The organism is Nonomuraea sp. WAC 01424 (genome assembly GCF_003947315.1).
Classification (GTDB): Bacteria; Actinomycetota; Actinomycetes; order Streptosporangiales; family Streptosporangiaceae; genus Nonomuraea; species Nonomuraea spiralis.
In genome coordinates this window covers 302,212-317,105 of the sequence record NZ_QHHZ01000011.1, presented here as the reverse complement: position 1 = coordinate 317,105, position 14,894 = coordinate 302,212, and the positions used below count along the sequence as shown (strand labels likewise).

Here is a 14,894-nt window from a genome sequence, read left to right as displayed (position 1 = left end):
CGCCGGGCGGGGTCTAGTGGCGCTCGCGGAGGGTCTGGATCAGGTCGAGGGCGGCGTCGGCGATCACCGTACCCGGCGGGAAGATGGCCGCGGCGCCGGCGGCCCGCAGCTCGTCGTGGTCGCCCGGCGGGATGACGCCGCCCACCACGATCATGATGTCCTCGGCGTCCAGGTCGGCCAGCGCGCGCCGCAGCGCGGGCACCAGCGTGAGGTGCCCGGCGGCCAGGGACGAGACGCCGACGATGTGCACGTCGGCCTCGACCGCCTGCCTGGCCACCTCCTCCGGCGTCTGGAACAGCGGGCCGACGTCGACGTCGAAGCCGAGGTCGGCGAAGGCGGTGGCGATCACCTTCTGGCCCCGGTCGTGGCCGTCCTGGCCCATCTTGGCGACCAGGATGCGCGGCCGGCGGCCCTCGTGCCGCTCGAAGTCGGCGCAGGCGCTGCGGACGCGTTCGATGCTCTCGGCCGGGCCGGACTCGTCGCGGTACACCCCAGAGATCGTACGCACCTGCTCGGCGTGGCGGCCGAACACCCGTTCCAGGGCGTCGGAGATCTCGCCGACGGTGGCCTTGGCGCGGGCGGCGTCCACGGCCAGCTTGAGCAGGTTGGCGTCGAGGCCGGGCGCGGGGTTCTCGGCGGCCTTGGTGAGCGCGTCGAGCGCGCGCTCTACGGCCTCGCCGTCGCGTTCGGCCCTGAGCCGGGCCAGCTTGTCGAGCTGCTGGGCGCGTACGGCGCTGTTGTCGACCTTGAGCACCTCGATCGGCTCGTCGTCGGCGGCGCGGTACTTGTTGACCCCGATGACCGGCTGGCGGCCGGAGTCGATGCGCGCCTGGGTACGGGCGGCGGCCTCCTCGATGCGCAGCTTGGGCAGGCCCGCCTCGATCGCCCTGGCCATGCCGCCGGCGGCCTCGACCTCCTCGATGTGGGCCCAGGCGCGCTCGGCGAGGTCGTGGGTGAGGCGCTCGACGTAGAAGGAGCCGCCCCACGGGTCGATCACCTGGGTGGTGCCCGACTCCTGCTGGAGGAGGAGCTGGGTGTTGCGGGCGATGCGGGCGGAGAAGTCGGTGGGCAGCGCGAGCGCCTCGTCGAGGGCGTTGGTGTGCAGCGACTGCGTGTGGCCCTGGGTGGCGGCCATGGCCTCGACGCAGGTGCGGGCGACGTTGTTGAAGACGTCCTGGGCGGTGAGCGACCAGCCCGAGGTCTGGCTGTGCGTACGCAGGCTCAGCGACCTGGGGTTGGCCGCCCCGAACCGCGCGACGAGCTTGGCCCAGAGCAGCCGGGCGGCGCGCAGCTTGGCGACCTCCATGAAGAAGTTCATGCCGATGCACCAGAAGAACGACAGCCGGGGGGCGAACCGGTCGACGTCCATGCCGGCGGCGATGCCGGCGCGCAGGTACTCGACGCCGTCGGCGAGGGTGTAGGCGAGTTCGAGGTCGCAGGTCGCCCCGGCTTCCTGGATGTGATACCCAGAAATGCTGATCGAGTTGAATTTCGGCATCTTTTCGCTCGTATAAGCGAAAATATCCGAAATTATGCGCATCGACGGCGTCGGCGGATAGATGTACGTGTTGCGGACCATGAACTCCTTGAGGATGTCGTTCTGGATGGTCCCGGCCAGCTCCTCCGGCGCGACGCCTTGCTCCTCGGCCGCCACGATGTACATCGCGAGGACGGGCAGAACCGCGCCGTTCATGGTCATCGACACCGACATGCGGTCGAGCGGGATGCCGTCGAACAACTGCCGCATGTCGTAGATGGAGTCGATCGCCACCCCGGCCATGCCCACGTCGCCGGCCACACGCGGATGGTCGGAGTCGTAGCCCCGGTGGGTGGCCAGGTCGAAGGCGACCGACAGGCCCTTCTGCCCGGCCGCCAGGTTGCGCCGGTAGAAGGCGTTGGAGTCCTCGGCCGTGGAGAAGCCGGCGTACTGGCGGATCGTCCAGGGCTGGTTGACGTACATGGTGGGGTACGGCCCGCGCAGGTACGGCGGCGCGCCGGGGTAGGTCCGCAGGAAGTCGAGCCCGTCGAGGTCGGCGGCCGTGTAGAGCGGCTTGACCCCGATGCCCTCGGGCGTCTCCCACACCTCGCCCTCAGGGACGGCGCCCGCGCCGGGGCCCGAGCCCCCGTCGAGCGGGACGCCGGTGAAGTCGGGGATCATCGGAGCACCTCCAGGTCCTCGAACGTCTGACGGAGCACGGCGAGCGCGTCGCACCCCGCGTACAGGCAGGCGTCCACGCCCTCGTAGTCTCCCTTCCCCGCCAGCCAGACCCGTCTCGCCCCCGCGTGACGCAGGGCGGCGGCCACGGCGCGGGCGTGCTGGGCGTACAGCTTGTCGGTGGAGCACAGGCAGGCGACGGCGGCGCCGCTCACGGCGAAGGCGGTGGCGATCTGCTCGGGGTCGGCGCCCGGCCCGGCGGTCTCGGTGGCCAGGCCACCGGCGTGGAAGAGGTTGGCCGCGAACGAGGCCCGCGCGGTGTGCGCGGCGACCGGCCCGATGGTGGCCAGGAACACCTTGGGACGCTCGGGCAGGGCGTCGGCGACGTCGCGCAGCGCCTCGAACTCCTGGGCGTGGCGCGCCACGGGCCGCCCGGCCGGGGCCGGCGGCCGGCGCAGGGGCCGCTCGCCGGGATCGGGGAACTCGCTGACGCCGGTGATCGGGGCCCGGCGGTGGGCGATGTCGTCGTCGCGGCGGGACCTGGTGGCCGCGACGCGGGCGTCGATCAGCTCACCGGCGGCCTCCACTCCCCCGGCGGCCTCGATCTCCTGGAACCAGGCCCACGCCCGCTCGGCCAGGTCGGCCGTGCGGCGCTCGACGTACCAGGAGCCGCCTGCGGGGTCGGCCACCCGCCCGATGCCCGACTCCTCCAGCAGCAGCGACTGCGTGTTGCGGGCGATGCGCCGGGAGAAGGCGTCGGGCAGGCCGAGCGCGGCGTCGAACGGCTGGACGGTGACCGCCTCGGCCCCGCCGACACCCGCCGCGAAGCAGGCCACGGTGGTGCGCAACATGTTCACCCAGGGGTCGCGCGCGGTCATCATGGCCGAGCTGGTGACGGCGTGCTGGCGCTGCCCGCCGTGCTCGGCCGCGCCGCACACCTCGGCGACCCTGGCCCACAGGCGGCGCGCCGCCCGCAGCTTGGCGATGGTGGCGAACTGGTCGGCGGTGGCGGCGTAACGGAAGTCGATCTGACCTAGCGCTTGCTCAACCGTGAGCCCCGCGCCGGTGAGCGTCCGCAACTCGGCCACGCCCCGCGCGATCGAGCACCCCAGCTCCTCGACGTCACCGCCACCCGCGTCGTGGTACGGCGTGCCGTCGACCAGCACCGCCCGCAACCCCTGGACCGCCGCACAGCGCGCGGCCAGCTCGGCCCCCACGTCGCCGCTCGCGCCCAGGTTGCCGCTGAGCGCGACCCCCTGCCCGGCCGCCAGGCCGAACAGCACCTCGGCGGCCTCCCGCGTGTGCTCCCCCGCCTCCAGCACGATCGGCGCCAGGTCGAGGTAGACGTCCTTCAGCACGGCCGCCAGGTCGCCCACCTGGATCGTGCCGTCGCCGACGACCAGCCAGAGCGAGGTCACCCCGTTCTCCAGGTCGGCCAGCACCGCCTCGGGGTCGGCCACGGTGTGCCGCTGCCGTACGTCCCAGCCGGGCACCGCCCGCGCCCCCCGCACGAACGGCGGCGCGCCCGGCGAGCCCGGATCGCCCGGCACGTCACCCGCGTCGTAGAGCGGCGCGACCGTCACACCGTCGCAGGTCAGGCTGGACAGCGCCGCCTCGGGCGAGGACGCCTCGACCCCCGACCTGCGCAGGACCTCGACCGCCAGCCTCCGCCAGTCGTCGCGAGTGGTGGGAGGAAACCCCGCTGCCAGTTCCATGCAACGGATAGTAGGCGCTGCCGGACGGCGGCAGTAACCCGGGGGTTACCCGTCGGCGAGCGGCGCCTCCCAGGCCAGTCTCCACGTGACCGGGCCCACGACACCGTCGTCGTCGACACCCTGTTCGCGCTGGAACTTGCGGCACACGTCGCGGGACTGGCTCCCGTACGCGCCGTCGACCGTCACGTCCCAGCCGCGCTTGCGCATCTGCCGCTGCCAGGTGCGCACGTCCTCGCCCTCCATGACCGGCGGGTACTTCAGCAGCCGGCCGGGGAAGGTCGGGGTCGTCGGCGGATTGGTGGGCGGGGTCGTGCCGCCGGGGCGGGGGGCGCCGCGCTTGATCCAGGCGTACAGCGGGTCGCCGGGGCAGTCGGTGGAGTAGCCGTCGCGGTGGCCCTTGATCTCCTTGCCGGCGTTGCCCCGGTCACGTACGTACTGGACGGCGTCGAGGATCGCGTGCAGGACGCCGTCGGGCGGCTGCACGAGACCGGCGTTGCCCACCAGGCCGAGCACGGCGTAATGACCGGAGTTGAGCCCCGGCCCGTTGGCGGCGGGCAGATGGTGCAGACCCCGCCCCTCGAACACCTTCTTGTGCGGACATGACACGAAGGAGTAGCCGATGTCGATCCAGCCGTTGCCGTCCATGTGGTACGCCTGGATCGATCGGACGAGGGACACACAGCCGGCGTGGTCGGAGACGATGGCGGGATCGACCCTGCCGCCGGTGTAGTGGACCTTGACGCCCTTGGTCGAGTCAAGCTGGGTGTAGGCGCCGCGCGGCGCGCGGGCCTGCCAGTCGCGGCGTAACACCAGATCGATGGCCACGGATGCTCTCCGAGAGTAGATATCGGGACGACCGAGCGTAACGCGAGCGGTGCGAGCAGGTCCGGGGATCGCGCCTTTTCAGGGCTCGATCATCCGCTCACGGCCTGATCACCCGCCGGTCGGTCACGATCGCGGTGATCAGGTCGTGCGGCGTCACGTCGAACGCGGGGTTCAGCGCCTGAGTGCCCTCAGGGGCGAGGCGTACACCCCGGACGGTCAGGATCTCCTCCGGGTCGCGGTCCTCGATCACGATGTGGTCGCCCGTGGGCGTGGCGGGGTCGATGGTGGATTCGGGGGCGACCACGATGAACGGCACCCCGGCGCGTTCGGCCCCGAGCGCGAGCGCGTACGAGCCGATCTTGTTGGCGGTGTCGCCGTTGGCGGCGATGCGGTCGGCGCCGATGAGCTCGGCGTCCACCTCGCCCTTGGCCAGCAGGTACGGCCCCGCCGAGTCGGCGACCAGCCGGTGGGGGGCGCCCATCCTGGCCAGTTCCCAGGTGGTCAGGCGGGCGCCCTGGAGCAGCGGGCGGGTCTCCAGGGCGAGCACCTCGGTCAGCCGCCCGCGTTCGTGCAGGGTCTGGACGACGCCGAGGGCGGTGCCGCGTTCGACGGCGGCCAGGCCGCCGGTGTTGCACACGGTCATGATCCGGAGCCGGTCGCCCTCCAGCAGATCGGCGCCGCGTTCGCCCATGGCCCGGCAGGCGGCGATGTCGTCGTCGCGGACCCGGAGCGCGGCGCGCAGCACCGCTTCCCTGCCCTCCCGCAGGTGGGCGGCGGCCCGGTCGACGCCCCACGCGAGGTTGGCGGCCGTGGGACGGGCCGCGCGCAGTTCGGCGATCTGGGCGGGGTCGCCGTCGGCGAGCACGACGCCGAGCGCCCCGGCGACGCCGAGGGCGGGGGCGCCGCGCACGGCCAGCCGCCGGATCGCCGCGACGAGCTCGGCCACGGTCTCGACGCGGAGCGTCACGCACCGGTCGGGCAGCAGCGTCTGGTCCACGAGCTCGACGGCGTCGCCGGCCCAGTCAATGGTCCTCACGCCGCACACCGTAACCCACCGCGCCGGTCCGGGGATCGGCGCCGGGGCCGGGGGTCAGCGTTCGGCCAGGACGATCACCGAGTCCTTGCCGCCGAGCACGACCGGGTCGCTCTTGTCCGGGTTCAGCACGATGCCGTAGTGCGGCGGGACGTTCCTGGACAGGTTGTCGCGATAGCCGATGGCGGTCTCGCCCCTGCGCCGGGCCGCCTCCACGACGGTGGCGAAGGTGACCTGCGTGCCGGTCCTGACGTAGGAGGCGGCGGGCCTGGGGTAGATCTCCGAGCCGTGGGAGTCGAACAGGTAGCCGAACACGTCGGCGAGGTGCCGGTTCTCGGCGAGCTGGGCCAGCAGGAGGCCGATGACGGTGTCGCTGATGACGATGTCGTCGGCCTCGGTGACCTCGGCGAGCGCCCGGTTGCCCTCGTCGTGCATCTCGCTGACGATCGAGTAGTGCTCGCCGAGCGTGCTCTGCATGTCGCGGAGCTGGAGCAGGGTCATGAGCGTACGGGTGTCGGCGTGGTGGGGCTTGAAACGGTCGTCGGAGAGCACGATGACGTGCTGGTAGAGGCCGATGCCGAGGGATTCGAGCGCGTACCTGTCGGTGGTGTCGCAGTCCTTGACGTTCACGGTGAGGGTGCGCAGCCCGGTCAGGCCGGCGCCGGCGTCGGGGTGGTCGGCGGCGATGTCGAGGACCGAGCCCGGGGAGACGTAGCCGTCGAGGTAGCGCACGATCTGCTCGGCGCGGCCGTTCCAGTTGAGCAGGAGGGTGCGTTCGGGCTCGGGTCGCGTGGCGCCGGTCGCGGTGACGGCCTGCTCGTCCACGGAGGGCTCGCCGGTGGCGAGCCTGATGTGGGAGTCGTCGTGGGCGATGACGATGACCTGGTCCTCGGCGGTGACGACGGTGTCCATGGGCGGGTTGAGCACGACGCCTGCCGGCCTGCGCAGGCCGATGACGGCGGCGGTCTGGTAGGCGTGCAGCGCCTGGCCGTAGGTGGCGCCCACGAGCTCCTCGTCGGCGCGCAGGTAGATCTCGCCGCCGTCGAAGTTGAGCAGGTCCATGCAGACGACGGACATGCCGGACTGGCGGGAGGACTGCACGATCAGCCGGGAGGCGGTGTCGTCGGAGTCGACGAGGTGCACGTCCTTGCCGCCGGCCAGCCGGGCGGCGGCGAGGTTGCGGCCGGAGGCGAGGGCGGCGACGACGGGCGGGTGCGAGCCGGCCCGCTTGGCCAGGGCCAGCAGGATCTTGATGACGTGCGCGTCGGGGTCCTCGCCCTCGGGGGAGAGCACGACGACCGAGCGGGCGTCATCCAGGTTCATCAGTCCGAGGTCGCGCGGCTCGGTGGGACGGCCGGTACGGCACACCAGCCGCGTCCTGCCCAGGTCGCCCACGTGCTCGCGGATGTCCTCCTCCATGGCCAGCTTGTCGTGGTCGGCCAGGACGGCGATGACCGAGCCCTTCTGGCTGGCGTGCGCCTTGACGAGTTCGGCGATGATCGTGAACACCTGGTCCGACCAGCCGAGCACCACCGTGTGGCCGGACTCGACGATCCGCGAACGGCCCCTGCGCAGGCGGTCCACCTTCTGCTTGAGGCCGTTGGACAGCAGGCCGACGAGCATGCTGACGATGAAGATGCCGCCGAGCGACCCGGCGAACATCACGGTCATGTAGCCGAGTGAGCCCTTGTCGCTGGCGACCTTGCTGGGAGTGAGGGCGTGCATGAGGGCGATCCAGAGCACCTGCCCGGCGCCGCTGACGCCGTCGGGCTCGTCGGGCGCGAGCCAGAGCGTGAACGCGGCCACCACGAGGATGAGGGCGACCGACACCAGCGCGAGCCAGCCGATGAGCGACGCCGTCCCCCTTGACATGGTGTTGTCGAACCAGTACCGCGCCCGTTCGCGTAACGTGACCCTCGACACTTCCCCGATACCTCCACGTAAGGAGTGATTTGACACGAGGACACAAGGTACCGGGCGATCTTGGTTCGCGCATGGCGGATCATGGCGGTCTTCTCCGGGTGCGGCCGGAGTGACCGACTTTCTCCCTTGGGGGCGACCACTGGCGGCCGCATCCCGGGTACTGTCTGGCTGGAGCTGAAAGGCGGCACCCTCGCCCGCACCCGGCATGACGTGCCCGGCCCCGGCAGACGTGAACGACCGCTCACATAACCCTTCGACATCCGAGCCCACGAAGGAGATCCTTTACCTATGTCTGTGATCAGGGAGGTGCCGTTCCCCAGCCCGGACTCCTCGTCCGAGCTGCCGATGAACATCTGGATCGACGACGCCGACTCAGCGATCGACGTCATCGACGCCCTGGCGCTGTCGCCGTTCGCGACGGGCGTCCAGCCCTGGTCCCGGCTGGCCAACCTGGAGCGCGTGCGGCCGGACGCGCGGCTGCGGCCGGCCGAGGGGCGGGTGTTGCGCACCGCGCAGGTGGAGGACGGTTCGGAGTCGCGGCTCATCTGCGGCGAGGGCTGGACCCTGCGGGTCGTACGCCACCGCAACCGCACCGCCACGGTGAGCGTGACGGCGGTGAGCGAGGAACTGGCCACCTCGGTGATGAAGGAGAGCATCGACGGCGCCGAGGAGCCGATGCCCGACGCCGACCACGTCGAGATGGGCTTCTGGTGGCGGGGCTCCCACGGCGGCAACCGGTCGGAGAAGCCGATCACCGCCCAGCCCTGGGACGAGATCGGTACGAACTACTCGGCGCAGGTGCGCCCGGCGCTCGGCCGCCTGATGGCCACCACGCCCGCCGGCGTGAACGGCCGGCTCATCCTGCTGCACGGCCAGCCCGGCACCGGCAAGACCACGCTGCTGCGCACCCTGGCCAAGCAGTGGCACGACTGGTGCCAGGTCGACTGCGTGCTCGACCCCGAGCGGCTGTTCAACGACCCGGGCTACCTGATGGAGGTGGCGGTCGGCTACGACACCGACGAGGACACCCAGCGGTGGCGGCTGCTGGTGCTGGAGGACTGCGACGAGCTGATCAGCTCGGGCGCCAAGGCGCAGGCCGGCCAGGGGCTCTCGCGGCTGCTCAACCTCACCGACGGCCTGCTCGGCCAGGGTCGCGACGTGCTGGTCGCCATCACCACGAACGAGGACCTGACCCGCCTGCACCCGGCCGTGATCCGTCCTGGCCGCTGCCTGGCCCAGATCGAGGTCGGCCCGCTGACCAGGGACGAGGCCGTCTCCTGGCTCGGCTCGCCGAACGGCGTCGGCGCCTCGGGCGCGACCCTTGCCGAACTGTTCGCCCTGCGCGCGGGCCGCCAGATCAGCCCCGCCGGCGCCGACGAGTCCACCGGCCTGTACCTGTGAGGTGAGCCCGCCGGGCGCGGGCCCGGCCCGGGGGCGCACCCTCGGGCCGGTACGTAAACCAACCGATGTGCGACACCGGGTATGAAACCACAATATGGCTGGTGCTCACCGTCGATCTGGCGCGCGTCGCCTTCACCCGTCTGACCGTGCCCGGAGGCACGTGGACCAGCGAGGAACACCGGGTCGGCTTCGCGGCCACCCAGCTCGTGCCCTCCTGGACCGCGCGTACGCCGCCGGGCGCCGAGGTCGAGGTGGAGCTGCGGGCCAGGACCGAGGCGGGCACGCTGACCAGGTGGTACGTCATGGGCCGCTGGTCCGAGCACGGATCGCGTACCTCGGTGCCCGGTCAGGGTGACGAGGACGGCGACGTCGCCGTGGACACGTTCGTGGCCAGGCGGCCGGTGGTGGCGTTCCAGGCGCGGGTCACCGCGCGCGGCGAGGGCGCGCGGATGACCTCGCTCGTGGTGCTGGCCTCGGCCCTGCCGAGGCGTCCGGTCGTGCCGAGCACGCCGGGGGTGACCGGGCCCGTCGAGCTGGACGTGCCCGGTTACTCCCAGCACGCGCACGCCGGGCACCACCCGCGCTGGGACGGCGGCGGCGCCAACTGGTGCGGCCCCGCCTCGGTGGCGATGACGCTGGCCTTCTGGGGCCGCGGCCCGGAGCCCGGCGAGCTGACCTGGGTGGGCGCCGGCGACCCCGCCCCGGCGGTGGACCACGCGGCCATGGGCACCTACGACGACAGCTACCAGGGCACCGGCAACTGGCCGTTCAACGTCGCCTACGCGGGCCGTTACGGGCTGACCGGCTTCGTGACGAGGTTGCTGTCGGCGGCCGAGCTGGAGGCGTTCGTGCTGGCCGGGATCCCGGTGATCGCCTCGCTGTCGTTCAGGGCGCACGAGCTGCCCGGCTCCGGCTACTCCACGAACGGTCACATCCTGGTCGTCACCGGCTTCACCGCCGGGGGCGACGTCGTCGTGAACGACCCCGCCGCGCCCGCGGACGGCGGGGTTCGCCGGGTCTATCCGCGGGCAGCGTTCGAGAACGTGTGGCTGAGGAGTTCGGGCAGCGGCGGCATCGTGTACGTCCTCCACCCGCCCGGGCACCCCCTGCCCCCCTGTACCAACGGCAATTGGTGATTCTTCATGAGTATTCGACCGATCGATGTGGCGCGTACCGACGGCGGCCCCCAGTGGGTGGAGGCCGTGGCCACGCCCGAGGGCGTGGAGGTGTGGTGGGACGAGCCGCGCCCGCACGAGGGCGGCCGGCGCTGCGTGGTGCGCCGCCTGCCCGACGGCTCCCGCGCCGACGCGCTGCCTCCCGGCTGGAACGCCCGTAACCGCCTGGTCGAGTACGGCGGCCGTTCCTGGCGCCCGCTGCCGGGCGGCGGCCTGGTCTTCACCAATTGGTCCGATCAGCGCCTCTACCGCCTGGACGCCTCCTCCGGGAAGGCCGCAGAGCCGGTCGCCCTCACGCCCGAGGGCCCGGCCCGGTACGGCGACCTCTACCTGCCGCCCGGCCGCGCCGAGGTGTGGGCGGTCCGCGAGATCGACGACGCGCGTGACCTGGTCGCGGTGCCGCTGGACGGCGGCCCGCTCAGGGTCGTCGCCCGCGCCCACCACTTCCTGATGAACCCCCGCCTGTCCCCCGGCGGCACGCAGATCGCCTGGATCGGCTGGAACCACCCGAACATGCCCTGGGACGGCACCGAGCTGTGCGTGGCCCCCCTGTCCCCGGACGGCGTGGCGGGCCCCCACCGGGTCGTGGCGGGCGGCCCCGAGGAGTCGGTGGCCCAGGCCGAGTGGCGCGACGACGGCTCCCTGTACGCCGTCACCGACCCGACCGGCTGGTGGAACGTGCACCTCGTCCACCTCGACGGCTCCCCCTCGCGCAACCTCACGCCGCTCGACCTGGAGTTCGGCGCGGCGGCGTGGAAGCCGGGCCTGGCCTGCCTGGCCCCGGCGGGCGAGAGCCTGGTCGTCGTGTACGGCACCGCCGACCACCGCCGCCTGGGCGTGCTCGACCCGGAGACGGGCGGGCTGCGGGAGATCGGCGGGGACGGGCACACGTACTGGGCCTCGACGGTGTCGGCGGCCGGGGGCAGGGCGGCGGCAGTGGGGGCGACGCCGTACACGCCGCTGGAGGTCACGCTGGTCGATCTCGGCACCGGCGGGCACGAGGTCGTCTCGGCCCCCAAGCCGCTGCCCGACCGGGCGCTGCTGCCCACGCCGGAGGCGGTGACGGTCGAGGGCGTGCACGCCCATCTCTACCCGCCGGCCGGGGTGGCGGGCCCGGCGCCGTACGTGATCTTCGTGCACGGCGGCCCGACCGGGAACCAGCCGGTCGTCCTGGACCTGGAGATCGCCTACTTCACCAGCAGGGGCATCGGCGTGGCCGTGGTGAACTACGGCGGCTCGACCGGTTACGGCCGGGCCTACCGCGAACGGCTGCGGCACCAGTGGGGTGTGGTGGACGTGCACGACTGCGCCAAGGTGGCGCGCGGCCTGGTGCAGCTCGGCCGGGCGGACGCCGCCAGGATCGCGATCCGGGGCGGCAGCGCCGGCGGCTGGACCACGGTGGCCGCGCTGGTGCACAGCGACGTGTTCGCGGGCGGGGTCGCGCACTACGCGATCACCGACCCGGAGAGCTGGGCGGCCGAGACGCACGACTTCGAGTCGCGCTACCTCGACGGCCTGGTGGGCCCGCTGCCCGAGACGCGGCAGCGGTACACCGACCGCTCGCCGCTCCTGAACGCGGCCCGGGCATCGGGCCCATGCCTCATGTTGCACGGTCTGGAGGACGCGATCGTGGACGTGGGCCAGGCCGAGCGATTCACCGCCGAACTGGACAAGCACGGCAAACAGTGGGCTCTGCTCACCTTCGCCGGCGAGCAGCACGGCTGGCGCAGGGAAGAGACCATCGTGGCGGTGCTGGAGGCCGAACTGGCCTTCTACGGGCTGATCTTCGACCTGGAGACGCCCGGCGTGCCGCCGCTGACGCTGAAGGGGAGAGCGTGAAGAGCGTCGCCGAGATCTGCTCGGACCTGATCAGGTTCGACACCACCAACCCGGGCTCGGGCGAGCGCCCGGCGGCCGAGTACGTCGCCACGCTGCTGGCCGACGCGGGCCTGGACCCGGTGGTGTTCGAGTCGGCGCCGAAGCGCACCACCGTCGTGGCCAGGATCGACGGCGACTCGCCCGACGCGCTGCTCATCCACGGCCACCTGGACGTGGTGCCCGCCGATCCGGCCGAGTGGCAGATGCACCCGTTCTCGGGCGAGATCACCGACGGCTGCGTGTACGGCCGGGGCGCGGTGGACATGAAGGGCTCGTGCGCGATGACGCTGGCGGCCGTGCTCGGCCTGGCGGCGCGCGGCGTACGGCCGAAGCGGGACCTGGTGCTGGCGTTCCTGGCCGACGAGGAGGCGACCGGCGACTACGGCTCCCGCCACGCGGTGACCGAGCACCGGCACCTGTTCGACGGCGTCACCGAGGCCATCAGCGAGTCGGGCGGCTTCAGCGTGGACTCCGGCGGGCGGCGCGTCTACCCGATCGCCGTCGGCGAGCGTGGCACCGCCTGGATGAAGGTGACCGCCCACGGCGTGGCGGGCCACGGGTCGCGTCCCGCCGTGGACAACCCGGTCGCCACGCTGGCCCACGCCCTGTCGCGGGTGGCCGCCCACCAGTGGCCGGTACGCCTGACGCCGTCGGTCGCCGCCCTCCTGGAGAGCCTGTCGGAGATCACCGGCCGGCCGATCGACCTGGACCGGCTGGACGCCGAGGCCGACCGGCTCGGCGTGCTCGGCGAGCTGTTCCACGGCCAGATCCGCAACTCGGCGAACCCGACGATGCTGGCGGCCGGGTACAAGGTGAACGTGGTGCCCTCGACGGCCTCGGCGCACGTGGACGGCCGTTACCTGCCGGGGTTGCAGGAGGAGTTCCTCGCGACGATCGACGAGCTGCTCGGACCGAAGATCACCCGCGAGTTCGTCAACCTGGAGGAGGCGCCGGCGGCGCCGTACCCGTCGGTGTTCTTCGACGAGCTGGCCGGGGCGCTGGTGGCAGAGGACCCTCAGGCGCGGCCGGTCCCGTACGTGATGAGCGGCGGCACCGACGCCAAGTCCTTCGCCACGATCGGCATCCAGGGGTACGGCTTCGCGCCGCTCATGCTCCGGCCGGACCTGGACTACTTCGGCATGTTCCACGGCAAGGACGAGCGGGTGCCGGTGGAGGGGCTGGAGTTCGGCACCCGGGTGCTGACCCGGCTGCTCGCCTAGCCGTGCTCAGGCGGCGGGGCCGAACCAGGTGGTGAGGGCGTCGCCCAGGCCGTCGGCTGCCGTACCGGCCCAGGCGACGTAACCGTCGGGCCGGACGAGCAGAGCGCCCCCGTCGCCCGGGGGCGCCTCCGCGACGGTCGGGCGCACGCGGTCGCGGTGCCCCGCCAGCGCCGCGTGGGCCGCGTCCGTCCCGCCGGGCGGGACGATCAGCAGGCCGCGCCCGTCCCGCAACAGCTCACCCACCGGCCGGCCCGCCGCCGCAGGCTCGCTCCCGCGGCGGTCGTCGCCGGGGGTGCGGGCGAACGGGAGCGGGACGGCGGTCAGGGCGGGGACGAAGCGGCCGACGCGGGGGTCGGGCGCGGTGGGCGCGTAGTCCACGTCGGTGCCCTCGACCATGCGGGTGAAGTGCCCCTTGGCGTCCGGCAGCACCATCACCTCCGACAACACCTCGCGCAGCGCGTCCACCTGCGCCCCCGGGCGCATCATGGCCACCTGGGCCCGGGTGTTGCGCAGCACCCGGACCGCCACCGGGTGGCGCTCGGCGGTGTAGGTGTCCAGCAGGTGCTCCGGGGCCGCGCCGCGCGCCACCAGGGCGAGCTTCCAGCCCAGGTTGACGGCGTCCTGCAACCCCAGGTTGAGCCCCTGGCCGCCGATCGGCGAGTGCACGTGGGCCGCGTCGCCCGCCAGCAGGACCCGTCCCTTCCGGTAGGAGTCGGCCTGCCGGGTGTTGTCGCTGTAGCGGATGCCGGCCTCCAGCCGGGCGACCCCGACGTCCTCCCCCGTCACCCGGCGCAGGCTGCCCGCCAGCTCCTCGGCGGTCATGGGCGCGTCCCGGTCGCCGGGGCCGTCGCCGAACTCGATGGTCGCGATCTCGCCGGGCACCAGCGACAGGTTCACCAGCCCGCCGGGGCCGCGCAACGACGAGGTGACCGTGCCGGGGCCGGTCAGCGTGGCCACGGCGGTCCTGCCGGTCAGGGTGGCGGGTGTGCCGGAGAAGGGGATGCCGCTGCGTTTGCGTACCAGGCTCCGCCCGCCGTCGCAGCCCACCAGGTAGGCGGCCTCGACCCGCTCGCCGTCCGCCAGGGTGGCCACCGTACGGGTGGCGTCCTGGATGACGTCCACGACCGCGCGGCCCTGCCTGATCCGTACGCCGAGCGCGGCGGCCCGCGCGGCCAGCACGGCCTCGATCTGGTGCTGCTTGAGCATGGCGTACTCGGCCCTGCCGTTCTCCTCCAGCAGCGGCAGGCCGGCGAAGTGGCCGCGCATCATGCCCTTCTTCAGCAGCTCGGTCATCATGCCGACCATGTCGGAACGGTCCGGCCCGGGGCCGCCGGCCAGCTCGTCGAACAGCTTCCACTGCGCCTCGGTCAGCGGTTCCACCAGCCCGCGCAGCTCCAGCGAGTGCAGGCTGCGGGCGTTGAGCGAGCGCAGGCCGAGGCTGCGCGTCACGCGCTCCTCGCCGGTGGCCGCCTCCAGGACCAGCGGCTCGGCGCCGCCCAGCTTGAGTTCGCAGGCCAGCAGCAGCCCGACCGGCCCGCCGAGCACGATGATCACGTCGGTCATCCCGAC

The 14,894-nt window shown here is 72.9% G+C and carries 10 protein-coding genes; 4 read left to right on the top strand and 6 right to left on the bottom strand.

Annotation, left to right across the window (positions count from 1 at the left end):
- Nucleotides 1-13 precede the first annotated feature (13 nt).
- The 5 genes from scpA to DMB42_RS29915 all read right to left on the bottom strand — a co-directional run bounded on the left by scpA (nucleotide 14) and on the right by DMB42_RS29915 (nucleotide 7,651).
- On the bottom strand, nucleotides 14-2,158 hold the full coding sequence (gene scpA / locus DMB42_RS29935; protein ID WP_125638806.1) for a methylmalonyl-CoA mutase: 2,145 nt from the start codon (nucleotides 2,156-2,158) through the stop codon (nucleotides 14-16).
- On the bottom strand, nucleotides 2,155-3,870 hold the full coding sequence (locus tag DMB42_RS29930) for a methylmalonyl-CoA mutase family protein (protein WP_125638803.1): 1,716 nt from the start codon (nucleotides 3,868-3,870) through the stop codon (nucleotides 2,155-2,157). The genes scpA and DMB42_RS29930 overlap by 4 nt, the downstream gene beginning before the upstream one ends.
- 45 nt (nucleotides 3,871-3,915) lie before the next feature.
- Complete coding sequence (locus DMB42_RS29925; protein ID WP_125638800.1) at nucleotides 3,916-4,695, bottom strand: N-acetylmuramoyl-L-alanine amidase; 780 nt, start codon at nucleotides 4,693-4,695, stop codon at nucleotides 3,916-3,918.
- 97 nt (nucleotides 4,696-4,792) lie between these two features.
- Nucleotides 4,793-5,731: an S-methyl-5-thioribose-1-phosphate isomerase gene (gene mtnA / locus DMB42_RS29920; RefSeq protein WP_125638798.1), complete on the bottom strand. Its 939-nt coding sequence runs from the start codon at nucleotides 5,729-5,731 to the stop codon at nucleotides 4,793-4,795.
- Nucleotides 5,732-5,785: 54 nt separating this feature from the next.
- Nucleotides 5,786-7,651 carry a CASTOR/POLLUX-related putative ion channel gene (locus DMB42_RS29915; protein ID WP_125638795.1) on the bottom strand — a complete coding sequence of 622 codons (1,866 nt, stop codon included), beginning with the start codon at nucleotides 7,649-7,651 and terminating at the stop codon, nucleotides 5,786-5,788.
- A gap of 288 nt (nucleotides 7,652-7,939) precedes the next feature.
- Between DMB42_RS29915 and DMB42_RS29910 the strand changes: the two genes are divergently transcribed.
- The 4 genes from DMB42_RS29910 (at nucleotide 7,940) to DMB42_RS29895 (ending at nucleotide 13,325) form a co-directional block, all read left to right on the top strand.
- The gene (locus tag DMB42_RS29910) at nucleotides 7,940-9,052 is read left to right on the top strand and encodes a DUF5925 domain-containing protein (protein ID WP_125638792.1); all 1,113 of its coding nucleotides are present in this window, start codon (nucleotides 7,940-7,942) and stop codon (nucleotides 9,050-9,052) included.
- 101 nt (nucleotides 9,053-9,153) lie between these two features.
- Nucleotides 9,154-10,188, top strand: a complete 1,035-nt coding sequence (locus DMB42_RS29905) for a C39 family peptidase (protein WP_260478027.1) — start codon at nucleotides 9,154-9,156, stop codon at nucleotides 10,186-10,188.
- Between the two features lie 6 nt (nucleotides 10,189-10,194).
- Entirely contained in the window at nucleotides 10,195-12,066 is a 1,872-nt protein-coding gene (locus tag DMB42_RS29900; RefSeq protein WP_185844927.1) for a prolyl oligopeptidase family serine peptidase, read from the top strand.
- A complete protein-coding gene (locus DMB42_RS29895) occupies nucleotides 12,063-13,325 on the top strand; it encodes a M20/M25/M40 family metallo-hydrolase (RefSeq protein ID WP_229824137.1) in 1,263 nt (420 codons plus the stop codon). The genes DMB42_RS29900 and DMB42_RS29895 overlap by 4 nt, the downstream gene beginning before the upstream one ends.
- 6 nt (nucleotides 13,326-13,331) lie before the next feature.
- Here the strand turns inward: DMB42_RS29895 and DMB42_RS29890 are convergent, their stop codons facing one another.
- Nucleotides 13,332-14,888 carry an FAD-dependent monooxygenase gene (locus tag DMB42_RS29890; RefSeq protein ID WP_125638789.1) on the bottom strand — a complete coding sequence of 519 codons (1,557 nt, stop codon included), beginning with the start codon at nucleotides 14,886-14,888 and terminating at the stop codon, nucleotides 13,332-13,334.
- Between the last annotated feature and the right edge of the window lie 6 nt (nucleotides 14,889-14,894).

What these genes read in the sequence shown, in the direction of transcription:
- scpA (WP_125638806.1), bottom strand. Translation starts at nt 2,158, where the DNA reads ATGATCCCCGACTTCACCGGCGTCCCGCTCGACGGGGGCTCGGGCCCC.
- DMB42_RS29930 (WP_125638803.1), bottom strand. Translation starts at nt 3,870, where the DNA reads ATGGAACTGGCAGCGGGGTTTCCTCCCACCACTCGCGACGACTGGCGG.
- DMB42_RS29910 (WP_125638792.1), top strand. Translation starts at nt 7,940, where the DNA reads ATGTCTGTGATCAGGGAGGTGCCGTTCCCCAGCCCGGACTCCTCGTCC.
- DMB42_RS29900 (WP_185844927.1), top strand. Translation starts at nt 10,195, where the DNA reads ATGAGTATTCGACCGATCGATGTGGCGCGTACCGACGGCGGCCCCCAG.
- DMB42_RS29890 (WP_125638789.1), bottom strand. Translation starts at nt 14,888, where the DNA reads ATGACCGACGTGATCATCGTGCTCGGCGGGCCGGTCGGGCTGCTGCTG.